This is a genomic window from Desulfofarcimen acetoxidans DSM 771 (genome assembly GCF_000024205.1).
In the GTDB taxonomy this organism is placed as follows: Bacteria; Bacillota; Desulfotomaculia; order Desulfotomaculales; family Desulfofarciminaceae; genus Desulfofarcimen; species Desulfofarcimen acetoxidans.
This window is the reverse complement of sequence record NC_013216.1, coordinates 3,117,645-3,142,995: the sequence shown is the minus strand read 5'-3', so window position 1 is coordinate 3,142,995 and position 25,351 is coordinate 3,117,645. Positions and strand designations below refer to the sequence as shown.

Annotated in this window: 23 protein-coding genes and 1 pseudogene; 11 read left to right on the top strand and 13 right to left on the bottom strand. The window is 41.1% G+C overall.

The genetic code is table 11. The annotated features are described in order from the left end of the window. Nucleotides 1-5 precede the first annotated feature (5 nt). From DTOX_RS14335 to DTOX_RS14320, 4 genes are all read left to right on the top strand, one after another. The gene (locus tag DTOX_RS14335; protein WP_015758406.1) at nucleotides 6-1,547 is read left to right on the top strand and encodes a sigma-54-dependent transcriptional regulator; all 1,542 of its coding nucleotides are present in this window, start codon (nucleotides 6-8) and stop codon (nucleotides 1,545-1,547) included. Between the two features lie 24 nt (nucleotides 1,548-1,571). Next, nucleotides 1,572-2,549 carry a GTP 3',8-cyclase MoaA gene (gene moaA, locus DTOX_RS14330; RefSeq protein ID WP_015758405.1) on the top strand — a complete coding sequence of 326 codons (978 nt, stop codon included), beginning with the start codon at nucleotides 1,572-1,574 and terminating at the stop codon, nucleotides 2,547-2,549. A gap of 95 nt (nucleotides 2,550-2,644) precedes the next feature. Continuing rightward, a complete protein-coding gene (gene moaC, locus DTOX_RS14325) occupies nucleotides 2,645-3,145 on the top strand; it encodes a cyclic pyranopterin monophosphate synthase MoaC (protein ID WP_015758404.1) in 501 nt (166 codons plus the stop codon). Nucleotides 3,146-3,322: 177 nt separating this feature from the next. Next, nucleotides 3,323-3,814, top strand: a complete 492-nt coding sequence (locus DTOX_RS14320) for a MogA/MoaB family molybdenum cofactor biosynthesis protein (protein WP_015758403.1) — start codon at nucleotides 3,323-3,325, stop codon at nucleotides 3,812-3,814. 275 nt (nucleotides 3,815-4,089) lie between these two features. Here DTOX_RS14320 and DTOX_RS23105 read toward each other — a convergent pair whose 3' ends face one another. Genes DTOX_RS23105 through DTOX_RS14305 form a run of 4 tightly spaced genes read right to left on the bottom strand, consistent with a single transcriptional unit; the run spans nucleotide 4,090 to nucleotide 8,511 of the window. Continuing rightward, nucleotides 4,090-4,260 (bottom strand): hypothetical protein, encoded by a 171-nt coding sequence (locus DTOX_RS23105; protein WP_157862973.1) that lies wholly within the window; start codon nucleotides 4,258-4,260, stop codon nucleotides 4,090-4,092. A gap of 25 nt (nucleotides 4,261-4,285) precedes the next feature. Then, a complete protein-coding gene (locus tag DTOX_RS14315) occupies nucleotides 4,286-5,575 on the bottom strand; it encodes a Ger(x)C family spore germination protein (protein ID WP_015758402.1) in 1,290 nt (429 codons plus the stop codon). After that, nucleotides 5,565-6,659, bottom strand: coding sequence for a GerAB/ArcD/ProY family transporter (locus DTOX_RS14310; RefSeq protein ID WP_015758401.1), 1,095 nt, complete (start codon nucleotides 6,657-6,659; stop codon nucleotides 5,565-5,567). The genes DTOX_RS14315 and DTOX_RS14310 overlap by 11 nt, the downstream gene beginning before the upstream one ends. Then, nucleotides 6,643-8,511: a spore germination protein gene (locus tag DTOX_RS14305; RefSeq protein ID WP_015758400.1), complete on the bottom strand. Its 1,869-nt coding sequence runs from the start codon at nucleotides 8,509-8,511 to the stop codon at nucleotides 6,643-6,645. The genes DTOX_RS14310 and DTOX_RS14305 overlap by 17 nt, the downstream gene beginning before the upstream one ends. A gap of 130 nt (nucleotides 8,512-8,641) precedes the next feature. Between DTOX_RS14305 and DTOX_RS14300 the strand changes: the two genes are divergently transcribed. Next, a complete protein-coding gene (locus DTOX_RS14300; RefSeq protein WP_015758399.1) occupies nucleotides 8,642-9,097 on the top strand; it encodes a hypothetical protein in 456 nt (151 codons plus the stop codon). A gap of 133 nt (nucleotides 9,098-9,230) precedes the next feature. Here DTOX_RS14300 and DTOX_RS14295 read toward each other — a convergent pair whose 3' ends face one another. Both DTOX_RS14295 and DTOX_RS14290 read right to left on the bottom strand, forming a co-directional pair. Beyond that, on the bottom strand, nucleotides 9,231-9,500 hold the full coding sequence (locus DTOX_RS14295; protein ID WP_015758398.1) for a hypothetical protein: 270 nt from the start codon (nucleotides 9,498-9,500) through the stop codon (nucleotides 9,231-9,233). Nucleotides 9,501-9,518: 18 nt separating this feature from the next. Then, nucleotides 9,519-9,734 (bottom strand): hypothetical protein, encoded by a 216-nt coding sequence (locus DTOX_RS14290; protein ID WP_015758397.1) that lies wholly within the window; start codon nucleotides 9,732-9,734, stop codon nucleotides 9,519-9,521. Nucleotides 9,735-9,824: 90 nt separating this feature from the next. Between DTOX_RS14290 and DTOX_RS14285 the strand changes: the two genes are divergently transcribed. After that, complete coding sequence (locus DTOX_RS14285; protein WP_015758396.1) at nucleotides 9,825-10,895, top strand: NAD(P)/FAD-dependent oxidoreductase; 1,071 nt, start codon at nucleotides 9,825-9,827, stop codon at nucleotides 10,893-10,895. A 723-nt stretch (nucleotides 10,896-11,618) separates the two neighbouring features. Here DTOX_RS14285 and pssA read toward each other — a convergent pair. Both pssA and DTOX_RS14270 read right to left on the bottom strand, forming a co-directional pair. Further along, nucleotides 11,619-12,152 (bottom strand): CDP-diacylglycerol--serine O-phosphatidyltransferase, encoded by a 534-nt coding sequence (pssA, locus tag DTOX_RS14275; protein WP_015758394.1) that lies wholly within the window; start codon nucleotides 12,150-12,152, stop codon nucleotides 11,619-11,621. After that, the gene (locus DTOX_RS14270) at nucleotides 12,145-12,771 is read right to left on the bottom strand and encodes a phosphatidylserine decarboxylase family protein (RefSeq protein WP_015758393.1); all 627 of its coding nucleotides are present in this window, start codon (nucleotides 12,769-12,771) and stop codon (nucleotides 12,145-12,147) included. Before DTOX_RS14270 ends, pssA begins: the two co-directional genes overlap by 8 nt. An 84-nt stretch (nucleotides 12,772-12,855) precedes the next feature. Between DTOX_RS14270 and DTOX_RS14265 the strand changes: the two genes are divergently transcribed. Continuing rightward, nucleotides 12,856-13,455, top strand: coding sequence for a VTT domain-containing protein (locus tag DTOX_RS14265; RefSeq protein ID WP_015758392.1), 600 nt, complete (start codon nucleotides 12,856-12,858; stop codon nucleotides 13,453-13,455). Nucleotides 13,456-13,500: 45 nt separating this feature from the next. Further along, nucleotides 13,501-14,502 carry a hypothetical protein gene (locus DTOX_RS14260; protein ID WP_015758391.1) on the top strand — a complete coding sequence of 334 codons (1,002 nt, stop codon included), beginning with the start codon at nucleotides 13,501-13,503 and terminating at the stop codon, nucleotides 14,500-14,502. A gap of 57 nt (nucleotides 14,503-14,559) precedes the next feature. Here DTOX_RS14260 and DTOX_RS14255 read toward each other — a convergent pair whose 3' ends face one another. Next, nucleotides 14,560-16,323 (bottom strand): IS1634 family transposase, encoded by a 1,764-nt coding sequence (locus DTOX_RS14255; RefSeq protein WP_015758390.1) that lies wholly within the window; start codon nucleotides 16,321-16,323, stop codon nucleotides 14,560-14,562. 197 nt (nucleotides 16,324-16,520) lie between these two features. Between DTOX_RS14255 and DTOX_RS25395 the strand changes: the two are divergent. Next, a pseudogene (locus DTOX_RS25395) lies at nucleotides 16,521-16,823 on the top strand (IS1096 element passenger TnpR family protein); the annotation flags it as partial. 82 nt (nucleotides 16,824-16,905) lie between these two features. Then, a complete protein-coding gene (locus DTOX_RS14250; protein ID WP_015758389.1) occupies nucleotides 16,906-19,311 on the top strand; it encodes a homocysteine S-methyltransferase family protein in 2,406 nt (801 codons plus the stop codon). A 104-nt stretch (nucleotides 19,312-19,415) separates the two neighbouring features. On the opposite strand, the gene DTOX_RS14245 is transcribed toward DTOX_RS14250, so the two are convergent. The 3 genes from DTOX_RS14245 to DTOX_RS14235 all read right to left on the bottom strand — a co-directional run bounded on the left by DTOX_RS14245 (nucleotide 19,416) and on the right by DTOX_RS14235 (nucleotide 23,258). Then, a complete protein-coding gene (locus DTOX_RS14245) occupies nucleotides 19,416-20,483 on the bottom strand; it encodes a uroporphyrinogen decarboxylase/cobalamine-independent methonine synthase family protein (protein ID WP_015758388.1) in 1,068 nt (355 codons plus the stop codon). A gap of 138 nt (nucleotides 20,484-20,621) precedes the next feature. Continuing rightward, complete coding sequence (locus DTOX_RS14240; protein WP_015758387.1) at nucleotides 20,622-22,550, bottom strand: glycoside hydrolase family 15 protein; 1,929 nt, start codon at nucleotides 22,548-22,550, stop codon at nucleotides 20,622-20,624. Between the two features lie 363 nt (nucleotides 22,551-22,913). Further along, a complete protein-coding gene (locus tag DTOX_RS14235; protein ID WP_015758386.1) occupies nucleotides 22,914-23,258 on the bottom strand; it encodes a hypothetical protein in 345 nt (114 codons plus the stop codon). Nucleotides 23,259-23,513: 255 nt separating this feature from the next. Here DTOX_RS14235 and DTOX_RS14230 point away from each other — a divergent pair, with 255 nt between their 5' ends. Next, nucleotides 23,514-24,971 (top strand): ATP-binding protein, encoded by a 1,458-nt coding sequence (locus DTOX_RS14230; RefSeq protein WP_015758385.1) that lies wholly within the window; start codon nucleotides 23,514-23,516, stop codon nucleotides 24,969-24,971. A 45-nt stretch (nucleotides 24,972-25,016) separates the two neighbouring features. Here DTOX_RS14230 and DTOX_RS14225 read toward each other — a convergent pair whose 3' ends face one another. Continuing rightward, nucleotides 25,017-25,271 carry an AbrB/MazE/SpoVT family DNA-binding domain-containing protein gene (locus DTOX_RS14225; RefSeq protein ID WP_015758384.1) on the bottom strand — a complete coding sequence of 85 codons (255 nt, stop codon included), beginning with the start codon at nucleotides 25,269-25,271 and terminating at the stop codon, nucleotides 25,017-25,019. Between the last annotated feature and the right edge of the window lie 80 nt (nucleotides 25,272-25,351).

Sequence of the window (25,351 nt, the reverse complement as noted above, 5' to 3'; positions counted from 1 at the left end):
AGACTGTGCCAAATAATATTAATATTTTGATTATTGATGACGAGGTGGATGTAGGCAATTTCTTTCGTCGCCTGCTGCGCAGGAAGGCATATGATCTGACTGTTGCATTGTCCGGCAAAGAGGCCCGTGAACAAATAAATACCGGAAATTTTCATGTAGCCATGGTGGATTTAAAACTTCCTGATGCTGACGGTCTTGAGCTTTTACAGGAAATTAAGTCTGTAAAGCCAAACTGTGAAGTAATTATTATGACCGGCTACAGTACTGCAAGGACAGCGGTAAAAGCTATTCAATCAGGTGCCTTTGATTATATAGAAAAGCCTTTTGATGATATTTTGGTAATAGAAGAGCTTATTGAAAAAGCCTTGGAATTTGGCAAGAAAATGCTGGGAGATACTGATACCCAACCTGATTGGTTGCCTATTGCCGCTAGAATAGGCTACGAAGTAGGCAACAGTCCGGCCATGTTAAGACTTGTTTCGATGGCGGACAAGATAGCCAGAAAAAATATAAATGTGCTGATACAGGGTGAAACAGGAACCGGCAAAGAAGTGCTGGCCAATTTTATCCATGAAGCAGGCAACAGGACAGAATATCCTTTTGTGGCGGTTAATTGCGGTGCATTGCCTGAAAACTTGTTGGAAAGTGAACTCTTTGGCCATGAAAAGGGTTCTTTTACAGGTGCAGCCAACCAAAGAAAGGGGATTTTTGAGCTGGCTAACAAGGGAACTCTTTTTTTGGATGAAATAGGGGAAGCCAGTTTATCTATACAGGTAAAATTGCTGCGAGTATTGGAAACAGGCGAGTTTATGCGGGTAGGCGGTGAAAAGCCTATCCATACTGATGTGAGGGTTATTGCAGCCACTAATGTGGATTTGGAAAAAGCGGTTCGGGACAAGACCTTTCGGGAAGATCTTTTTTACCGGCTGGACGTAGTCAGATTATTGATACCGTCTCTTAGAGAACATAAGAAAGATATTCCGGTACTGGTTAATTATTTTTTAAATAAGTTCAAAAATAAATACGGCAGCGAAAATATGACATTTTCTAAAGAAGCTATGGAACTGCTGCTGGAACATGCCTGGCCGGGTAATATCAGGGAGCTGGCAAATACTGTAGACCAGTCAATGGCTCTGTGTGACGGTCAAATAATATTGCCCGCACACCTGTCTAAAAAGTTCTCCGGTAAGAAGTTAGCCGTTGACTCCGGAGCTAACGGTGATGACAGTGTTAAGAATATTCCCGTAAATGAAATTAAAAGTTATTTGGGAAATTCACTTTCACTAATTAAGATTTTGTCTGCAGATACGGAAAATTTGCCGGAATTGCTTCCTGTTTTGCGGGAATTATCAGAGGAATTGAAAAAGCTGTGTGATGACCAGGAGGTATGTGCCAATTACTCCTTGAATTTGCAGGAAGTTGAATCAATAACTGTAGCCAGGGCTTTAAGCCGCTGCAAAGGCAATATCAGTGTGGCAGCCAAGCTTTTGGGGATTGGACGTAATACCTTATATCGTAAAATAAAGGATTACGGGTTAAGTGTTTGATGAACAATTTAAGAAGGTGATGAGGTGCTTGACGGATATCAGAGGGAAATAAATTATCTTAGAGTTTCTGTTACAGACCGGTGTAATTTGCGTTGTGTTTATTGCATGCCTGCGGGCGGTGTGGCAGCAGCCCGGCATGAAGATATACTGACACTGGAGGAGATTGAGCAGGTAATTCGAGCAGCGGCAGATGTAGGTGTAAGAAAAATCCGTTTTACCGGAGGAGAGCCCCTGGTGCGCAAGGGTTTGCCCGGATTGGTCAAGAATATTGCTAATATCCGTGCAATAGACGATATTGCGCTTACCACCAACGGAATACTGCTTCCCGATTTCGGCGAAGAACTTAAGGCTGCAGGATTAAAGAGAGTTAATATCAGCCTTGATACACTTAAACCGGAGCGTTTTCGGGAAATCACCCGTTTGGGTGCTTTAGAGGATGTTTGGAAGGGTATTCGTGCGGCCTTACGCCTGAATTTAACCCCGGTAAAAATCAATACAGTGGTCATGAGGGGTATAAATGATGATGAGATAATAGATATGGCCCGCCTGACCCTGGAAATGCCGCTGCATGTGCGTTTTATAGAGTTGATGCCGATAGGCACACAGAATCCCTGGGTTGCAGGGCGTTACATCTCAGACGAAGAGGTAATGGAGGTAATTACAAAGCATTTGGGTCCCATGCAGGAGAAAAAAGTAACCGGCAGCGGTCCGGCTTGCAGCTTTCAACTGCCGGGTGCTTTAGGGACTATAGGGTTTATCACTGCTTTAAGCAATCACTTTTGTCATCAATGCAACCGCCTGAGGCTTACCAGTATGGGCAGTCTGCGTTCCTGCCTGTATGCAGAGAAGGAAACAGATTTAAAAGGTCCTCTGCGTAAGGGAGCTGGAAGAGAGGAATTAAGGAAGCTTTTAATCAAAGCGATAAATTTAAAGCCTGAGAAGCATAAGCTAATGGAAGGCTGGCGGGACAGCGAGAGGGTTATGTCTCAGATTGGCGGTTAGCTTTTGTTCTTTTGAAGTATCACATGAGGAGCAGGCTAAATCAAATAAATCCAGTATATTGGTAAGTTGGTATCTTAGTTTAGGGGGAATATAAGTTGTCCCAGTTGACTCATTTTGACGACAGAGGACAGGCCCGTATGGTGGATGTAGGGGGCAAAGCCGACACCGAAAGGGAAGCAGTGGCGCGAGGCGAAATAATAATGAAACCGGAAACATTAAAATTGATCAAAGAAGGATGTATGTCCAAAGGAGATGTCTTGGGTGTGGCCAGGGTTGCCGGTATCATGGCTGTAAAAGAGACAGGGCATTTAATACCAATGGCCCACCCGATTCTGATTACGGGTTCAGGAATTGGTTTTCGTCTGTGTCACCCGAATAGGGTGGAAATAGAGGCGCGTGTACGTACAACAGGCAAAACCGGTGTTGAAATGGAGGCTCTTACAGCAGTCAGTGTGGCAGCTTTAACCATCTACGACATGTGCAAGGCTGTGGATAAGGGCATGACCTTGCAGAATATCCGCCTGGTCAGTAAAACAGGTGGTAAAAGCGGAATATATAAAAGAGAAGAAGAATCAATATGGGAGGAACAATTATAGCTGTGTGAGCAGTCCTTAATGAGACAAATCATTCTATACTCGTTGGAAATTACGCTTATGATGGAGATATTAATATAAATTCTCAGCTTTATAAGTTATAATAGATATAGTTATGCAGTGCTAAAATCAACCGGAAATGCTTTGGCACCATTATATTGGAAAAAAGAGGTGATATTATTGATCAAAGTAGGCATTGTAACAGTCAGTGACAAAGCTTCTCGAGGAGAGCGAGTGGACGAAAGCGGTCAAGTTATTCGGGAAATTATTACAGGGATGGGGGCCCAGGTAACCCACTATATAATTGTTCCGGATGAAGTTGAGCAGATTAAAGAAACCTTGATTAAGTTTTCCGATTTGAAGGGAGTGGACTTGATTCTTACTACCGGTGGTACCGGGTTTGCACCCAGAGATTGGACTCCCGAGGCCACACTGGACGTTGTGGAACGCATAGTTCCGGGCATTCCTGAGGTGATGAGGGCTGTCAGTTTGACAAAAACTAACCGGGCTATGTTGAGCCGTGCGGCTGCGGGTATCAGGGGTAAGACCTTGATTATTAACCTGCCCGGGAGTGCCAGAGCTGTTCGTGAGTGCCTGGAAGTAATTCTGCCTGCATTACCGCATGGTATGGAAATGCTAAAAGGTGAAGGCAGTGAATGTGCCCGTCCATGAGCAGTGAATTTGAATTTAACGCTGCTCCGGTTTTATAGCCATTGTTGGAACCTTTAATTCCGGGAAGACTGCTTTTTTAGTGAAGTTGATTTCTGCTAACCTGATAAAAGCAATATATCTGAAGTAGAAGCACCCTTTCAATTGCGGTGCTTTCATTTATTTTTCCTGAATAATGTATATAAATTGTTGAACAGGAAATAATAGTTTTAACCTCAGAACCTTCCTAATCTCCCTGCCCCCGTCGAATAATGGCGGGGGCCCCTTTATGTGCGCCGCTAAAAAAATCTTTTGATATATAGGGCGTATATCGCCAGAGCCAGGTTAAGCGCTGCCAGAGCAAAGATTCCGACAGCACCTCTCCGGTTCCCTTTTTGCCAGGCCCACTGTCCGAATGTATAAGTGTAGTAGGTTATGCCGAGGGGGAAAACCATAATTAACCATTTCAATGTGGAGTCACTCTTTTCTCTATTGCTAATTTGCCCCAGAACCGGTTGTTTTTATCTGTAAGCCGGTTCTTCGGATGGAAGTATGTGCCTTAATGTTGACCTCAACATCTTTAAACCTTTCCGGCCAGTTAAAATCTTCCCATTCTCTTCTGGTCAAAAAATGCTTCTTGATATGATTGCCAAAGCCTAAAATATCAGTATCATTTTCCTGGCATTTTTCTATCAGGTCATTGGCTTTTTTCTCAATGATTTGATTCAGGCTTTTTTCTAAAATACCTGTTTTATTATGATTTTCATAATTTATTCCGCTGGATATTGCTGCTATATCAGCTTCTACAAATAGATTTATATCGATTATTACTCTGCCTTCCGTGGTTATTTTAGAGTGATATTCCGGCGAACGACCCTGTTTGATTTTTAAGCCTATAAAATATTCAGGTCCGGCAATCGGGTCCGGTAAGTTAATAGTTGCCTTATTAAACTGTCCCAGTAACAATAAAAATGATCTTGTTTCAGTGCCGTTTAAGGTGCCGATCATTTTATCTCTCTTAAACATTGCTGTGCCTATAAACTGAGTTATATTTTTACCCTCTATGGGGACTTCACCAGCCAGGTACGGGCCGACTTCGTAGTTGCCCCCCTTGGTAGGGCCGGGTTTTGTAGAGGATAAACCGCCCTCATGAATGCCAATTATAGGAAGAGTGGATTCTGTACCGATAATTTTGGTTTTTTCATAAAACTTATAGAACTGTGTAGGCATGAAAAAGGAATTAAAATTTGATATTTGTGCAATTAGTTCGAACTGTTTGGAAGGACTTATCTCCAGCAGAGGCTGATTGTTTTTTAAAAAATCCTTAGCTTTACCACGAACAATATAAACACTGGCTGTTTCCCTGAATTCCGGCAGGCGGTTTAGAGGAGTCAACCATTTGGCCAGACCGTCTCTGGCCAGTTCTTCTGAAAAAATATATGCTTTGGTATGGAGCAGAGACAGTCTTCTGGTGGTAGCGCTGTTCATCAGGTCAAGAGCGCTGACCGGGGCGGTAGCTTCCACACTGCCTACCAGGGTTATGCTTCCGCTGCCGCCGGCTCCGCCCCCCGGGGCGGAACTTGTCATTGCCCTGGGATTGGCTATATTAAAAGTTACAATCAGGTTGTCCCGTTCACCTTTGTCAAAACCCATGGAGAGCACGAAAGCTACCTCATCTGTTTCCTGGCTGCCCCAGCAGCCGCTCTGCAACAATAGAATTATTATTGCTAATGCAATAAGTGCCAGCCTTGCCGGTCTAAATGGCGCTGCCTGATTATTTAACATTTTGTCTTGTCCCCTTGAATTTTATAATCAGCAGTAATAAAATCGGAATAATATAGTTTGGTATCAGGGCACCGGGGCGCAGGAAGGTGCTGTCCAGATATATCGTTGTCGGCATATCGTTTGGCAAAAAGCTTAGTATAAACAAAATCATGGCTAAAGGCCATAGTAAAGGCCTGTGATCAGGAAGTTTCAGGCTCTCAGCCAGGGTAAAAGCCGCGGCATATAGTGTTATTGCTATTTTCAAAATAGCAATAAAAGACCAGATGATAATAAATATGGACTCAACACGCTGAAAGAAGATGCTTAAATATATTATTTTAGCCAGCCTATAAAAGGGAAAGGCTACTTCTCCGGCTATGCGCCAGCTATGTGTCAGGATCATAACCAGAAGCATCATTATTAGGAGTAAGAAACTGGCAAATGAGGCGCTGTAGCCAACGCGGACAATTTGTTTATAGTCACCGAAAGACCTAACAATTACACCGGCCAGAATAATCTCACTGACGGCAGCCGTTTTGAACGTTCCAACGACAAAAATATCATATAATGAACTGCCGATTAGTGGAAAAATATTGCTGTATTCCCAGATAGGGTAAAGAGCTATCAATAAAACTATAATGCCTATGGCCACAAAGGGGTAAGTTACGCTGGCTGCCCTAGCCAGTGTCTCCAAACCAAGGTAAGCTCCCACCAGGCAAACTGCCAAATATCCAATGGTAATAATGCTAATCGGTGTGCTGGTCAAGCCGACTGTTGTCATTTCCTCACTAAATTCTCTGGTGAATAAAGCCGCTATCGACATAAAAAATATAACATATATCAGATTAACCGCGGTACCCAGGTAGCAGCCCAATGTCTCTTCAGTGATTTGCACAATATTTTTATCCGGATTGTGCTTTAACAATTTGCTCATAATCAACATACCGCCCAGGCAAACCAAAAGCCCTCCGATAGGTGTTATCCAGGCAGCATTTTTTCCCGTATCGATTAAGTTAGCAGGAAAACTTAAGAAGATTCTGGCGGACATGGTCATAGTCAGTAAAACAAAAGCTTCAGTTGAGCCGAATTTACTTTGTTTCTTCATCTTCCCCTGCCTCCCGGTTTTTGATCCAACCGCGAGAAATTTCCGGCTGTCGGATTTTATCCAATGGATTTATGTAGTCCGGTCTTTTTTCCTGGAAGAATAGCGGCAATCGCGTAACTACGTCTGTTCCCGGCGCTACACGTGGACCCATTGGCGTCAGGTAAGGTACGCCGAAAGATTTCATGTTAACCGTTAAAAAAATATGGACGCTCAGTCCAAGTGTTATTCCGAAAAAACCCATGCTGGCGCCAAGAACGATATAAAAAAATCTATAGATGCGCAATGCAAAGGACATGGAGTAATTGGGTATAGCAAAGGAGGCTAAGCCGGTAACGGCAACTAAAATAACTAAAATGGGACTGACTATATTAGCCTGGACTGCTGCCTGTCCTAAAATCAAAGCCCCCACAATACCTATGGTTGATCCCATCATACCGGGCAGTCTAAGACCCGCCTCCCTGATCATCTCAAAAGATAATTCCATCAGCAGTACCTCGACTACTGATGGGAAAGGTACTTTCTCCCTGTTGCCTGCAATGGCTAAAAGCAGGTCGGTGGGGATCATTTCATGATGAAAAAGAACGATGGAAAGGTAAACTCCAGGCAATAAAAAAGCTATGTAGAAAGCCAGGGTTCTGATATATCGCAGGAAAGTACCGTATTGCCAGCGCAAATAGTTTTCTTCTCCTGTATGAAGCAAATCAAACATGGTTGTAGGCACTATCAGAACAAAAGGACTCCCGTTAACAATAATAGCAACCCGGCCTTCTATCAGTAGTGCTGTTACCCGGTCCGGTCTTTCCGTGGCAATTACTTGAGGGTTGAGGTTGTAAGGATGATCCTCAATAAATTGTTCCAGCAGACCGCTATCTGTAAGCAGATCGGTTTTTATACTGGCCACTCGTTTTTTCACTTCTTTTACCAGCATTGGGTTGGCCAAATTGTTTATGTACATTATGGCTACATTACCGTGATTTCGCACGCCGGCAGGAATCATCTCAGTGATCAGGTTTTCGTTTTTAAGCATTTTCCTGATTAAAGCAGTATTTGCCCTGAGTGTTTCAGTGAATGCTTCCTGTGGGCCCCGTACAATTTGCTCAACCATGGTTCTGCTTACGGCACGGTGCTCCCAGCCTTTAGTTTCTACTGTAATTGCATGAGATAAATTTTCTAAAAAAATGGCTGTTTCACCGTAATTTATCGCATCCAAAACCTTTCGATAATTATTATAGGTATTAACCTGATTGCCGGGAATTAGATTCTTTATCATAAATTCGGCATTATTTGCATCAGGGCCGAGATGCTTTTCCTTTGTCTGCAGCATTAAAGTTTTTAACAACATATCTTGCAGGGCTTTATCTGTTAACCCGTCAATAAAAACCAGAAAACCTTGTATCTCAGGTGTTGTACCTAAAGTGAATTCGCGTATAACAACATCCTTATTCTTAGGCAGGCCGTAGAGAAGCTTGAGTATTTTTTTGTTAGTTTCCAGGCAAGTGTCAATCTTTATCTGACAAGTGTCGCCAGGTTCTTCATGTTGATCTTGTTTTGTATTTTTTTGCACTTTCAACTCAGAAAGGCTGATTGGTTTTCTAATCTTACGCTTGACAGCTGATATATTATCCTTATTATTGATGTTGTTTATTTTATTTTGATTGGCTAAATGTCCGCTTTTATTATCTTCTTTAATACGTTCATCAGACGGTAAGCTTTTTTCTGATTCTGTAGATACATTTTCGGTGTGAGACGAACCTAGTTTATTTTTTTTATTGTTTTCAGACAGAATAAACTCTTCCTGTGCTGAACTTTCATGGAAACTGATATACTTAAGGAGTTTATTAATCATATTCATAGCATGCCATCCTATTCTTTATTTGTAATTATATGTTATCCTTAGTCCGTAGAATTATTCCTGCTTTAAAAGGAATAATAAATATACAATTCAACCGAGCCGGGATAGCAAAAGGAGTGGGAGAACAATCATGCCCTGGTTGATCGTATTCATATTTAGCTGGATATTATTTTTCATGTTTTTCGATAGGAAAAGGATGGCTGTTGGTCTGTGGGGAGGATTTATGTTTGCCGCCCTGGCATCGATAGTGGATTGGGGCATTCAGCAGATGGGTTTGTATGAGTTTAGGTACCTTATTATCCCTTTTTTTGGTAGTTCCCTCTTCTATATTTGGGGACCGGTATTTACTATGGGTGCCCTGTTTTTTCAATTCTTGCAGCCAAACAGGCTGCTGCAAGTTGCCAATATACTCGTTTTTTCAGTGGCCTATTTGTCTATGGAATCTTTGATTGTCAAATCCGGAGCAGCAAGTTATCATAATTGGCATTTGCTGGCCAGCTTTGGAATAGACTTATTGACCTTTTTTTCCTTTAGTTATATCGGGGGATTAGTTATAAATGCAATAGAACAAAAAAAAGCTTATTAAAATATATTTTAAGGAGATAGTAAATTGATGAGTCTGACCGCCTTTTCTCTCTTGATGCTGGGCATAAGCATTATATTTGGATTGTGGCTGCAGTTTTTACGCGGCATAAAGTAAGGAAAGCTTTAACAACCCTCTAAGAGTCTTCTGAACTGTTATTAATATCTATATTGGAAATGTATTTTTCTTTTTTAAACCCCAAAAATTTGTTGATAGGAAAAGGCTTAGCTTCAATGGCCAGTATTTCTTGTTGGAGAACTATGCTGTGCTGCTCCTCTTCATCTCTTAATTTTTTAAACAATTCCCTGGCGGAAGGATTAATAACGACAAGCATAGCCTCATTATAAAATCTCTGATTGGCCAGTTTATCCTGAAGAACATCATACAATAGATCAACAGTGTTCATATTGCCCTCCGGTTTTTTCTATTTAATATTTAAATTATCCATTTCTATTTTTAACAAAATCAGATGTTTATCACAGCCGGCAGCAAAATCTGCGAAAAGGTTTTTCAGCCGCCTGTCCGTTATGTTTTCCGATAGCGCCAGAAATTTTGCGCGCCTGTGCTTTTCCCTTACAGAAGCTTTTTTAAAAAAGGCCGTGAGAAAGTCCTTATCACTTAAGCTGGAGTAATTAGTCACATGATCACCTCTCAAATAAGATATTTTAGTAGAGATATTATATATGAATCCGAAAAATAAAATACATTACTTTATGATAAGAGGGTGAGAATGATGAGGGTGGCTGTTATCGGAGCGGGGATCTCCGGTCTGGCCTGTGTACATGAATTGGAGAGACATGGTATTGAACCGGCAGTGTTTGAACAGAAGCATCGATCCGGGGAATTATTTGATCACTGTGCGGCCACTTTAGAGTTATTTACCAGACCTTATGATGCTTTGGATTATTTACAGTCTAAATATAATTTGCATCTCAGACCAATAAGCAAGATAAAAAGAATTATTATGAATGTTCCCACAAAAACAGTTCCTGTTAAAGGCGATAATTTAGGCTACTTTTTCCTCAGGGGGCATGATCCGGTTTCCATAGAAACTCAGTTGTTTGAGAGCATTAGAAGCAAAGTGAATTTTAATTTTAGAGCAGATTACGCTGAACTGGCCAGGCAGTTTGACTACGTGGTTGTGGCCAATGGCCAGTATGATATTTCCAGGACTCTTGGAATATGGTCAAATACCTACGAAACATACCTGATCGGAGCTATTGTGATTGGTGATTTTGATTTAAATACACTGGTTATGTGGCTTAATACCAGGTATGCTAAATCTGCGTACGCCTATTTAGCGCCTTTAGAAAAGAACAGGGCTTTCTTGGCTCTGGTTGTTCCTTATAGCACACCTGAGCAAGCGCGTGAATATTGGAAGCTGTTTTGGGAAATTGAAAAACACCCATGGGAAATTGTTTATGAGGTCATGGTGCAGCATATAGCGGGTTTTGTTTATCCTCATCAAGTCGGGAATATATTATTGGTAGGAGTGGCAGGGGGGTTTTTAGATCCTTTTTTGGGTTTTGGAGTGCTTGCTTCACTTCAGAGTGGTGCTCTGGCTGGCAGGGCTGTTGCTACAGGTAAAAAATATGAGGATCTGCTGCGGCAGCTAAAGGAGGATATGAAACACTCACTGGCATTCAGGCAGTTGTTGAAAGGTGTAGATAATAGCGATTTGAATAGGCTGGTTTCCTTGATAGGTAAGCCCGGAATAAAGCAGTTTATTTATAATACTAATATCGATTTTGCCAGGTGGGGGACTGAACTAATCGGCAGGGTGGAAAAATTTTTTAATTAATATGATTTTTGTATATAATTGCGGTTGTTATTTTTTAGTAAATTCAATAGATAAATCAAGACCAGGAGCCCGCTAAATGTTAGGAAAAAACTGTAATATAATTGCCAATTGGGGTAGATAATTGCTTCCGCGCGATACATTAATGATTCCAAAAATAGGAAAATAAATGAGCAATATAAAGTATAGAGTATCTTCTTTGGGTTTTCTTGAGGAAGCCAGTTTAAGAACAATAGGGTGGTGGCGTAAACAGCTATAATATGTAGGACAGGTAAGTTGCCTATATATAATAAGCCATGTTTATAATAATATAAGTGCAGTTCGGTTCCTAAGGTATCAACGATAACCATAATTAATACTCCGAGCAAACTCTTAGCCCAAAGAATATAAAACCTGCGTCCGACTAAGATTGAGGCCAGTAAACATATGGCAGAAGTATAAATTAACCAGGGCATAAGATCACTCCATATTATATGCTAAAGCATATAATGTGCTTATTACTGCCATAATATGTGCATATATATAAATTATTATTATTCATCCACAGAAGGCCTTTGTAAAGCACAAAAAACCGGATGGTCATAAGTAACCATTCGGTTTTCTTTATGCTTCGGGAAATTATGCTTATTATGGATTTGCGGGTAAGTTTAAGGTTAATACCGCATGATTTCCCGGAGCACGAGTGCATGTAGCGTTGGAAAGCCGCCTTAGGTGATTTTCCATTATTTAAACTTTTTTTATCTGGTGCTTGCAGACCATAGAGTAACTCAAAAGTACCATTCCAATAGCGGATAAATAGGGGTGTATGTCAAATTTAGCTTGATATACAGCAAACAAGGCCAATAATAAGCCGGCTACAGTTATTGGCAGTCCTACAAAAACATTATCATAATTAAGAATATTAAACCTGGCCAGCCTGTAGGCTCCGCAAATAACAAAAGTTACGGCTAGAATCAAACCCAGAACTCTTAGCTCGCTAAAACTCAGCATGAAGGTTGTTATGGCTGGAGCCATACCGAAAGTAATAACGTCCGCCAGTGAATCAAGCTGTTTGCCAAGCTCACTGGTTACCTCAAATTTACGGGCAAGCTTGCCATCGAAGCGATCAAAAACAGCTCCTATAATAATCAATGTGCCGGCCAGCGTGTATTGCTCGGAAGCAGCTACAATAATAGCCAGCAGGCCCATTGTGATATTGCAGAAGGTCAGAATATTGGGCAGCAACGCAACAGGAAATAGCGTTTTGCCAATTCTATTCATCAAGCAACACCCCCAAAACTGTTAATCCACCTTTAACCTTTTGTCCTTCTTCGGCGAAAACTTTTACGCTGGCGGGTACGATTATTTCCGTACAGGAGCCGAATTTTATTAAACCGAAGATTTGTCCCTGTTCCAACTGATCACCTTTTTTCATGTAGCAAACAATACGCCTGGCAATAAATCCTGTAATTTGATGCACCAGCACCTTTAAACAATCATTTTCTATGCCAACAGTATTTCTCTCGTTAATATCTGAGGCATGGCTTTTGAAAGCCGGCAGAAATTTACCCGGTCTGTATTCTGTAAATGTAATAGCTCCCTTAATAGGACTTCGGTTAATATGAACGTCAAATATAGATAGAAAAATACTGATTTTTATGGCTTCGCCTTTTATATAACTGTTTTCTTTCAACTCCTTTACTTCTAGAATTGTTCCGTCTGCCGGGGATAATATATGTTTGCGGTCAGAAGCAATAGTCCTTTTAGGATTACGGAAAAAGAACAGTACAAATAATAATAATATTGCGGGTAGTATAGCCAGATACTGATAAATATTATAAAATATTATTATCAGAATAAGCAGTATCAGTATCAATGGCACACTGTCTTTAACGATCATTTCTTTCCTCCAGTGTATTTTTCTATTCATATTATACTGCACATTTGTTATAAGATAAACTATTTTTTGTTTGAGGAGAAAATAATGGCATATAGTTTTACTTTAATGTATAATATTTACGTTTTAACTCATCATCTACACAAAATTGAGCTTTTTATTCGCCACTCACATTTACTTTCTCCTGTCGGTATTCTTATTCTTTCCATAATCAGACCTTTTATTTTGTTGCCTATTTCTTTCATCGGTTTATCCGTACCTCTTATGTACAGGTTTGGTATGAGCCTGTTATTAATAAATATTTCCGCTGTTATTAGCGCCTCTGTTCTGTTTTTTGCAGCCAGGTGTTTTTCCGAGAGAATTCAAATCTTTTTAAGCGATAGACTTGATGCCAAATACCTGAATATGTTAGAACAGAACAAATTTGAATTGATTTTTTTTCTTCGTCTCAGCATGCTGGTTCATTTTGACTTACTTTCTTTATTGGCCGGTCTTTCGGGTATTTCGTACAGGGGCTTTCTGCTGGCGTCTTTTGTCGGTTTTTTCCCTGAATCAATTCTTTTTAGCGCTGTTTCTATTGTTCTGGAGAATCCGGGAACCTTTTTCAGGTTTGTTCCTTATATTTTGGCTTACGGGCTAATCGTTTATATAGTGCGTAAAAAAATTAGAAAAGGGAAGGTTAGATGAATGTGTCTCTACATATGAGATAAGTTTAGAAATGAGGTTGGCAGGATGATAAAATCACCCAGATTAAATATAACTGAGAAGGAACCTGTTTCCTTAATCCGTGATTTTAGCATATTTACAGACTATCTCAAGGCTAATAGAATTTCATTGGCAGAAGTAAATTCTTATATATCCAAAACAGACCTTTATCAGTTGAATTTGCTGATGACTAAACCGGAAATCCTGTCAACTGAAAAACTAGTGAGAGTTTACCCCCTTTTGAATTTTTTTTATCATTTAGTACTATCAGGAAGGTTGTTTGTAAAAGTAACAGCTAAGGACGGGAAAAAAGTATTAGAGCCGGATCAACGTTTAAAGCTATATGAAGCATTGACTGTAACGGAAAAATATTTCTTTTTGCTGGAAACTTTTTGGACTGATATTAATTGGATTAATGCCGGTAAATGTTTGCTCAAAGATATGAACAGTATTTTTGATGTTCCTGTGATAGTCGCTTATATAAGCGGTATGAGGCCGGGACAAACAATAATTTTAAAAAAAACAGATCATCTCAGTATAGAATATTTGTTTTCGAAACTTAGCTACATTAATCTCTACTTATCATATTTGGGTTTGCTTGATGTAATACCTGATGAAAGAATGATTAATGGAGTGAATAGCCGTGTTTTTTATCCTTTTTCCATAAGTGCCAATGCTTTTGGTATTCATATGGCGGATATTTTAACTAAATACAGGCATATACCGCTCTGGAATCTGCCTTTTCGCCGGTGGAATGGTGAATACAAAGCTGTACCCGGAACTCCCTTGCCGGAAGACTTACGCTACAGAGAAATGCTTTTGATTATTAAGGAGATGGTGTTTTATAAGGACAGGTCCAAGATACTAGTGCCACCCAGGCAAACTAAGTTATCCGAACCTTTTTTCCTGCCTTTTAAAAATATGTTCGCGTCGGATGAACTGCAAAAAACCCTGCCCAGGCTGGAGAATAATTTTCATGAAGGTACGTATGTATTTAAGATATTTCTAAACCCTAGTTTGGCGACATAATTTGCCAAATGCAGATATGACAAGGGCTTGAGCCCTATAGGTTTAAGAGTGTTGTCCCTACAACCAACACTCCGCTGCTTTTAGAACTGGTTCGACACGCTTTTTATCAATAACAACCTCACATTTCAACGCATGGAGAATCTCCTTTAATTGAGATGAAGGTTGCGTAATACTCAACCAAGAACGATTTGTTTGTTGAATGGCAAGACGATTAACCAGACATTCTCTTAGGGTACCAATAACTTCTTCAGTAGAATAAGCCAGATCATTTTGCTTTAACCGGTACTCTATGTCATTGAAAATGAAGTATGCCAATACACAAATTATTACATGTGCCATAACCCTTTGTTCTCGGGTAAGGTAAATTGGTCTTAAATCTAGATGATCTTTAATTTCATGGAATGCTTCTTCAACTTTGTTTTTGCGACGATACCATTGAATAATGTCAATTGCTGTATGTGATGTAACATCCAAATTGGTAATAAAGCATGTAATACCATGAATTCTTTGCTCATTTTTTTGTGCCACGGTATTAATCGTGTACGACAGTTGAAAGGATTGAATGGTTCGTGAGTTACCCCGTTTATTGATAACTTCAAAATCATATGGTTCAATATTGACGGATACCCATTTTTTTAAATGTTTACGCTTCAGCATAGCGGCAACTTCCCGTTCAAGCAAACTTTGACAACGTTTCTTTTTAGCTTCACGGAGTGACTGATTTTTAACGGTTAGCCATTGAACAAAATAGGCAACATTATTTAATTGTGCATGATGTTCATCAAAAAAACGAGCCACGTCAAAGGTCAGGATATAACGTCTATCATCAATTATAAACTCGCGATAATATAAAAAAGCGTTTTCGTCAAAGGGGAGAAACTCTTGCATGACCATAATTTGTTCATAATTATCTGGGGTAACTGATTCCGGTAATGCTGTATTGAAAAAATCTGCTTTTTTAATCTCATCCCGATCCATTGCAGAAACATACGTCCATTTTTCGCATTCCAACGCAACAATGTTGTCTGTAGATACCATACCACGATCAAATACCATGGTACAGTTTTTTAGTGCAAAGCGAGCTTTAACATCCTCAATCAAAGGCTTAATTGTTGTGATGTCCTGAGTGTTTCCCGGCATAACACGCCAGTAAAAAGGATACCCCTCAGGAGTAATCATCAGGGCAATTACTATTTGTTCGCAATCGGGTCGGTGATCTCTGGAGTAACCAAGTTTAGCGATTACACAACGACTGCCCGTCAAGTAAGATGAGGTGATGTCATAAAAAAACGCATTCTCTGTATGTGGCCATCGGTTTTTTATCTGATGGAAAAGGAACGTTTGTAGTTCACCTTCTGATTTATGCAATCTGTCAAGAGTACGATAAACTTCAAATTTATCAAGTTTGGTAGGATCATCGATACCCAAATAGGCAGGAATAACTGTTTTCTCCATCCAATCCTTGATATTAATTTTCGCTTTTGGGTCGATACATCGGTTAATTACAAGTGCTTCTACCCACTGATCTTTTGAAAAGAATTGATGAAAATGCCACTCGTGCCATAAATGGTTTAGTACTGCTACATCAAGATATGCAGCATGCTTGGTCACAACAATTTGTTCCGGTTTTGAAACAATAATATCTGGATTGTTATGAGCATTTAGAGTAATTCGTAAACGTTCGGCCTGTTCATCTGACAATGTGCCGACGTTAAATAAAATGCGGTGTTTAACCTTTCCGTCTTCACGATAGGATTCTACTATTTTATAATGACAGTATATTTTATTGTTTCGTTTGAAAATCGATTTTTTTAGAAACATTGTAGCCCTCCATTATTATTGGGACTACAATAATTATACCCAAAAACCTTATATAATCAAGAGTTAAGTCGACTTTTCTTAAAAAAGTGTTGGGACTACACTTTTTTAAGTAGATACCCTTTAGGCCTTGGTATTACAGGGTTTGGCAATATATGTCGCCAAACTAGGGTCTAAACAAAAATAACTGTAGGCATGTTGAATTAGCTTCCAGGCATAAACTTGCGGATCTGCATTTAGCTGTACAGGAAGCTCTGGGTTCACAGAATAATTATCCATACAAATTTTATGTTGATGATATCGGTTGGTGTCGGGGTAATTCTTCTTTTGGCGGGAATGATCAGAATACTGATGCAGGAGAACTGCGCATAGGGGAATTACGGCTGTATAAAGGCCAGGAAATCCTTTATACATATGATGGTGAGGAAAAGATGAAATTTGTTCTGTTGTTGGAAAGTATTCATGACGACTGTCCTTTACCGTTAAAACCTGTAATTTTTTAGAAAAACAGATTTCTATGGGATGAAATATATTAGTAGGACATTTTTTTGTTTTGTGATAATACAACTAAGAGGGGAGAAATATATGCGTTTTATTGATAAATTAGCTGAAAAAATTCTTGTATTTGACGGTGCTATGGGTACTATGCTGCAGGCTGCCGGACTGAGAGCAGGAGAGTGCCCGGAATTAATTAACTTAAAGAATCCTGAAACAGTAAAAAATATTCATCGCCAATATGTTAAGGCAGGAGCGGACATAGTCGAAACCAATACTTTTGGTGGCAGCCGCTTGAAGTTGCTTGAATACGGATTAGCGGATAAAGTTGCGGAAATTAATGCTTCGGCAGTACGCCTGGCTAAAGAGTCTGCAGACGGACAGGCATTGGTTGCTTTATCTGTCGGCCCGACAGGAAAACTGATGTTTCCCAACGGACCTTTGACTTTTGACGAGGCGCACCACGTATTTAGTGAGCAGATATCAGCCGGTGCGGCTGCCGGTGCGGATATGATTTGTATTGAAACTATGTCCGACCTCGGTGAGATCAGAGCTGCTTTGCTGGCAGCCAAAGACGCGGCACCCGGAGTTCCGGTTATTTGTTCCATGACCTTTGAGCCAAACAAGCGCACATTAATGGGAACAGATCCTGTTGCTGCTGTGATTACCTTACAGGCTCTGGGTGCAGATATTATTGGGGCTAATTGTTCAGGAGGACCTGGGGAACTGCTGGAAGTAATAGAGGAGATGGCCAGGTATGCCAGAGTACCTCTGATTGTGCAGCCAAATGCGGGTATGCCGATGCTGGAGGGAGATCGAACTGTTTTCCCCTTATCGGCAGCTGAAATGGGAGAATATGTTCCCAAACTGGCGGCTGCAGGGGCTTCCCTGATTGGAGGCTGCTGCGGGACGAGTCCCGAGTATATAAGAGTGATAAAAGAACGCTCAACCGGATTAAAACCATTGCCGAGAAATATAACCCCGGTTACGGCAATTACTTCCGCCAGGCAGACACTGTTTATTGGCAGTGGTCATCCCGTACGCATTGTGGGTGAAAGGATTAACCCAACCGGGCGCAAGGAGTTATCGGAGCAGCTGCGTAAGGGTGATATGTCTTTGATCTTGCGTGAGGCTGTTGAGCAAGTGGAAAGAGGAGCAAACCTGCTGGATGTGAATATGGGTTTACCGGAGATAGACGAAGCAGCATTAATGGAAAAAGCCGTTAATTCATTGCAAAAAGTAATAAGTGTGCCTCTTCAACTGGACAGTACCGATCCAAAAGTTTTGGAAGCGGGATTAAAAGCTTATCATGGCAAAGCCATTATAAATTCGGTAAACGGCAAAGAAGAGAGTCTAAAAACAATTTTGCCTCTGGCTAAAAGATACGGGGCCTGTATACTGGGACTGGCCTTAGACGATAAGGGTATACCCAAAACCAGTGAGGGTCGCCTGGCAGCAGCCGAAAAAATTATGCAAAGAGCTCTGGCTTTAGGCATCCCCAAAGAGGATATTATTATTGACTCGCTGGTGCTTACCGCCAGTGCCCAGCAGGATACCGCGCTGGCTTGTGTTGAGTGTACGCGCCTGGTGAAAGAAGAACTCGGTTTAAGCGCCCTGCTGGGTGTTACCAATATATCTTATGGTTTGCCTAACCGGTCACTTATTGATAATACATTCCTGGCCATGTGTCTGGCCGGCGGTGTGGATGTGGTTATTTTTAATGTTGAAAACCAGGATATGGTAAATACTGTGCGGGCTTCGGAGGTATTGACAGCCAGGGATAAACATTCCCGTAATTATATAAACCTTTTTGCGGCCGGCGAGGCTCAGGGAGCAGTTCTGGAAGAGCAAGCTGTGGAAGAGGACCGGAAACCGGCTGATTGTTTATACCGTGATATTATCAACGGTTTTAAAGAAAATACAGTGCCCTTGTTGGAAGAGGTTTTGAAGCAGGGTATGATGCCTCTGCAAATAGTGGATGATTTGCTGGTGCCTGCGCTTGACGAAGTGGGAGGCAAATATGACCGGGGAGAATTCTTTTTGCCTCAGTTAATGCAGTCCGCTGAAGTTGTGCAAGCTGCTTTTGCCAGGCTGAAACAGGAACTGAAGGTGGCTGGAGACTCAGGAAAAGGCACGGTTTTGCTGGCTACGGTAAAAGGAGATATTCACGATATAGGCAAAAATATTGTCAAGGTGCTCTTGGAGAATTACGGTTATGAAGTGGTCGATATGGGCAAAGATGTCCCGCCTGAAGAAATAGTTCGTGCCGCGAAAGAAAAAGATATTCGCCTGATAGGTTTAAGCGCCTTAATGACTACCACAGTTGTGTTTATGAAGGAAACCATAGATCTTTTACGGCAGGAAAAGCCTGACTGCAAGGTCGTTGTGGGAGGGGCTGTGTTAAATGAAAAATATGCCGAGAACATCAGGGCGGATTTCTATGCCCGTGATGCCAGAGAAGGAGTGGCGGTAGCAAGGGAGGTTTTTGGCAGATAAAAAACAAAACATGAATCCATGGATAATTAAGGTTATTATTGCATAATTTTTAACGAGCACGAGTGGCTGTGGCTGCAGGAGAGTCGCTTTAAGCGACTCTTCTGCTATATTGTTTTCATTTTTTGTGATACTTGCTTCAGCACTTTATATACCAGTTCTGTCTGATCCAGAGAAAGTGTTCCGGTTCCGCAACTGGGTGTAACAAATGCCTGTTTTTTGAGCCGTTCTCCGGGTACGCCTTTAGCCACGAGTAAGTCAATCTGTTCCAAAAGCAATTTAACCAGGTCATCTGCTGCATATTCATTAATCTTATCAGAAGTAGGTACAATACCCCAGGCTAAAAAACCTTCCCTTTCCAGAAAACCTGTAATATCTCTGGCATAAGCGGCAAATTTATCAAAATACTCAAAAGCATCGAAGCTGACAATTGAAGCATTGGAGTTAAGCAAAATAGACCAGTCAGTGCTGGCACAGCAATGGATGCCCGGTATGCCGCCGGCTGCTGAAATAGCATTAAAAACCTGGTTTAGCTCATTTCTTATTTCATTGCTTTTTAAAGTTATATGTGTAGATTGGCCGTAAGCATAGAGTCCCGGCTCATCGGCAAAAACGATTACAGGGAGGTTCAGTCTTTGCAGAGTTTTTACCTGCCACCTGGCATTTTGCTCAACAACTTTTAACACGAGATCTTTTAATATATCATCATAATAAGCGGATTTCCTATTCTGATCAGTTATAGTTAAGGCCAGAGTTAACGGTCCCGTTACCTGACCTTTAATAAATAGTGCTTCTTTGTATAGATTAGGATTAAAATGCTCCAGAAAGTAAAACAGCCCTGCCGCGAAGTCAACCGGGTAGGCAAATTTTTGCGGTATTTCATCTGATTCAACTGCTTCCAGGTAATCAGTATAGAAAACTGTTAGTTTATCTGCCCAGCCCTCTTGGGCGGTATCAAAATAAGGGGCCCTTTGCCCGTTGTCAACAATTAAACCTATGTCACATAAAAGCGCAGTGTTTTGCCCGATTAAACCTTCTGTTGCGGAAATTTTAGGGAGCTGCGGCCAGTGAGGTATAACAGGCAAATTATTTTTTATTACTTCCATGGCTAATGGCGCTGTGCTATGAGGCACGCTTCCTATACCGGTTGCTGTGAAAGCCGGAATTTTGATCAATGTATAATCCTCCACTGTCTGTTAAATTTAAATAATCTATTTCAACGCAGAGGAGTAATTTACCTTCATAATGTGTAAAAGGTAAAACATTAAAATATTTTAAAAATATCTGACAGAACAGCAAATATGCACAATTGTTTATTCCGATTGATTGCAAATGCTGAGCTTTCCCTGTAAAGCCAGGTGGGCAAAGATAAACATGGCATGAGACCAGGTTAAAGGCAATACCCAGGCAGGATGGCCGTTATCCCGGTTCACTTGCTCCGGCAGGAGCCCGTGGGGATTGGTATGAGCGGCGCACCAGTTATACAAATCACTGGCCCGGCTCAAATTGCCTGCCTGGCAGTAATAAATAGCAAGCCAGAGAGTTGTTATTATCCAGGGATTGCCACCCGCATAATTGTCCCATTGGTAGCGGTGAATACCTCCAATCTTGCGGTTAGTCAGGTGCTCCTCAACAGCTTGTGCTGAAGCCGCTATTCTGGGATCCTGGGGATTTAAGATTTGATAGGGAAAACTCAAGCCAAGCACACTGGCATCTACCTTTTCATTGCAGCCGGCAAAGTATTTAGGATAAAGACCCAGTTTGTCCGAGGCAGACTTTGCCGGCAATCCTTGCCGCAAGGCATTTTGATATTGTTCAAATGTAGCTTCCGGGTTAACACTTCGGTAAAAGCGGTTAAGATAGGGTGACCATTGATAATTTGTAATACCCAGTTTCACCCTTTCAGAAGCTGCCCGCCACTTGGCTGCCAGAACTGTTTCGTTTTTTAGCAGCGCCAACTCTGAAGCGGACAACAATCCTGCACAGACAGAGGCTGCGGTATAGGTATTCTGACTTAATTCTTCTTCCCATAAATCAACGGTATGTTCCGGCAGTCCGTTATCTTCCGAGAGGTGATCAGCCAGGTACTCAGCTGCCAGAAGAGTTGATGTCCAGATGTATTCCAAAAAATCATTATCCCGGGTTAAACGATAGTGATGGGCGTAACCCCAGAGAATAGCCGCGCCCTGATCCATTTGTTTACCCCAGCTGGAAGCCCAAATACCATCCATATAATGTCTCTGATGCCAGGTGCCGTCAGGCTCCTGGGTCCTTACAGCAAACATATAATAGTTATGTGCTATATTGTGCAATCCTGCTTCATCCATGGCTGCAGCTATCAGTGCACCGTCACGTCCCCAGCAATAACCGTAACCCCCGCAGGCAGAGTAATGCGGATCAAATTCAGGTGCCGCAATAATACCGCCTGTTTGCTTATCGCATAAAAGTTTAACGGTTAAAAGGGATCGATTGTAAAGATAAATGTTGTCCTGAGTAATATCAATAGCTTTACTTGAAGTCAACATGGACTGCCAGAAATCACGTGTGGCATTAAACCAGTAGGAGTAGTCGCGGTTCCTTACGGCATTGAGCAGCTTTCCCGCGTCATCCCTGGTGTGGGCTGCGGCAAGGTATAAGGTTATGTCTCTTTCCTCTCCGGGTGCCAGAATACCCAGCCTCCAGGACAGTGCACCTGCTGCTTCCCTGATACCGTTAGGATAACCTGATAAAATACCGTTAACAGCATTAATCATAGGATCCGCGGGGGAATTAATTCTCCCGCACTGGTAACCGGAAAGTTTCTTATCGGCTGCTAAGGCGAAAAAGGCATTCCTGCGAAAATGTACCAGTGCCGGAATATCGTGATCGAAATATGCTGTGTCATAATGGCTTGACTCTTCTATTTCAAAAAGGGTATAAGTTAAAAAAGATAATTCCAGAGGGCGCTCATTGTTATTGCGAATAACATAATTGCGTACCAGTACATCCTGCTCCGGCAGTACCAGGTCAGTTTGAGCAACCTCTAAATTATAATCATTTACAGTCATATGAGTGACAACAATATTAGTGTCGTCCAGGTAATACTGGCCTTTTTGTGTGCTGTTTTCCCCCAGCCAGAGAGTATTAACCGGTTCGTGCATTATTTTGATGCCGGATAAGAAAATACCAATATTTTCACCGTAGTCAATGTGAGGCCAGAATAACTTGTACAATTTGCCGTCTTTTCTGAAACAGACAAGCATTTTTGAATTTCCTGAAATGATGGCCGGCATTTCAGTGCTGCGATGTGTTATTGGAATCACCACCGTTTTAGAAATATTTAATTATATGTAGTTATTGATTTCATGATAACTGTAATATTGATAGGATTCTAGTATAAGCATTTGTTTTATAGGCGAGTTTTAAACAATTTTCAAAAGTGTTTCTTTTGCTGGATATATTTCTAAAAAAACCACTGTCAGTACTGACAGTGGTTTTTGGTATTCTGGGAAATTATGCTTATTATGAATCCGTGGATAAGTTAAGGGTTAGTGCTGCATAATTTCCAACGAGCAAGAGTGCCTATGGCTGTAAGAAAGTCACTAAAGCGACTTTCTTGACAAGGTTTAAAAGCTGCTCATATATGCTTTTCTTCCTTCAACTCGCAGCTTTTGCTGGCAGTTTGGGCACTGTAATGAGCCAAAATCGTTAATAGTCAGTATTTCAGTGGAGCAATTGGGGCAGTTTGTATTTGCCACATCAAAAAGATTTTTGCTGCCAACAAGTAATGCCGCTAAAGCGATACCTGCCAGGATACCGGCTACCGGAACAGGCAGACCCAGCATTAGTATTGAGCCAGCACTAACCAGAACAATACTGACCATGATTAACAGCCGCATAAAAGATATTGTACCTCTAAAGCCTGTGTTGCCAACGGAACCGGTGTGTCTTACTTCCTCAAATATACTCACTTTTATGACCTCCTTCCCAAATAGTATGAACTCTCTGTTTTGTTTAATAATTTGTAATAGTAGAGCAATAATGCCAAAGATTTAGCTGCCTTTATCATAAATATTTCAACTTTTTTTTTAAAATACCTTCTTTTAAACTAATAAATTAACAGTGGAATTATAAAAGCAATTAATCAATTGTTAACCAGGTTAAGCTGTAGTATACTGTTTCGTAGTGATAAACAGTTCAGATCATATTGGGAGGCGTTTTTAATTATGCAAGATAAAATCCTTATCAATGAAGCTATTAGTGCTGCAAAATGCCTGTTTATATATAGCAACATATCGGAGCAGCCGGTTATCTGCGCCTTTCGGGAGCTATTGGAAAGTCTTGCCGGCAGGCCTGTTTCAGTCCCAAAAGTTTTGCAGAAATATTATAAGGTCTTTGGCTTGTTAGCCGGTTCACAGGAAAAAATGAATACCGGTGATGTAATGGGAGATGCCTGGCAGGATTACTTACTGGAGGCTGTATTGGCGGATGAAAATGTTTTTAGTAGGAAAGCTGAAGCAGCGGGCATCGGTGGTATGGGTGAGTCTCTGAAAAAGGCTGTAATGGCGGATTTAAACAATCTGCAGCTGCTTTGGAAATTAGATTCAGGGATAATCAACAGAGCTGTTTCAGATATTCTGGGGATTGCAGACGGTAAAACCAGGGAAGATATTGATCGGAATATAAATTTGGATTGCTCAGACACCGAGGTATCTGCCGTGAGGGCTTTACCTGCTTGGGATTGTTTTGAATCTTTAAGTAACAAAAAAGAAATTGCTTTTTTATCTTCTCTTGACATTAATGTACCGAAGCTCAGAAATAATATAAAGAAGAGCCTTTCCTCATCTGCCGACTGGTCAGAGCAGTTAGAGCAGTTGGCTAATTATTATGCTGCCGCAGGAAGCGGTATTCTGAGTAAGTATATGGCTTTTCGCTGGGTTAAGAAGGGGCAGGAAGGCTATTTAACCGGTGTTGAAGAACCCGATCAGATAAGTTTTCAGGAATTGGTGGGCAATCACGAGGAACTGAGGGAGGTTATTAAAAACACTGAAATGTTTTTGCTCGGTTACCCGGCTAATAATGTTTTATTATATGGAGATCGCGGTACCGGTAAATCTTCTACTGTAAAGGCACTTTTGAATAAGTATTTTACACGTGGTTTGAAGTTGATTGAGGTGCCGAGAAATGCTCTGACTGATTTTCCTGAGATAATTGCACTTTTGCGCCGGCGGGCCGGGAGATTTATTTTGTTTGTTGATGATCTTTCTTTTGAGGATCATGAAGTGGAATATAAGGATATGAAGGCTGTATTAGAGGGTGGTATCGAGGTTAAGCCGGATAATGTACTTCTTTATGCCACTTCCAATCGCCGCCATTTAGTGCGGGAGTATTTCGCTGATCGCAAGCTTGCTTCAGATGAGGTTCGTATGTCAGACAGTGTGCAAGAGAAGCTTTCTCTGGCTGATCGGTTTGGTATCACGGTGGTATTCACAACACCGGATCAGAAAAGATATCTGGAAATTGCTGAGGGATTGGCGCTGCAGAAGGGACTGGAGATAGAGAGAGAGGATTTGCGCAGGCGAGCTCTGCAGTGGGAAATGTGGCATAACGGTCGTTCAGGTAGAACCGCGCGCCAGTTTATTGATCATTTGGCGGGGGAGTTAGCAATAGAAAATAAACTGTAGAATAAAAAGCCACCATTAATGGTGGCTTTTTCTCTGTGCGCCCGATTACATCGCTTTAGTATTTTCAAATATTTCTGTTGCGCATTGCTGACAAACTATTTTTTTGTTAAAGGTCTGAGTGCCATCACTGCTGCCGCAAAAGACACAGCAGGGAACGTATTTTCTTAATACAATCAGTTCACCGTCAACTAAAATTTCTATGGGGTCTTTTTCAGCTATACCCATACTCCTTCTCAACTCGACGGGTAAAACAACACGACCCAGTTCGTCAACCTTTCTTACAATACCTGTTGATTTCACTACTATCCCATCCCCTTAATGACAAAATACAACAAAATGCTACAAAAAAAGTTGATTATATTATACCAGGTATTCCACAA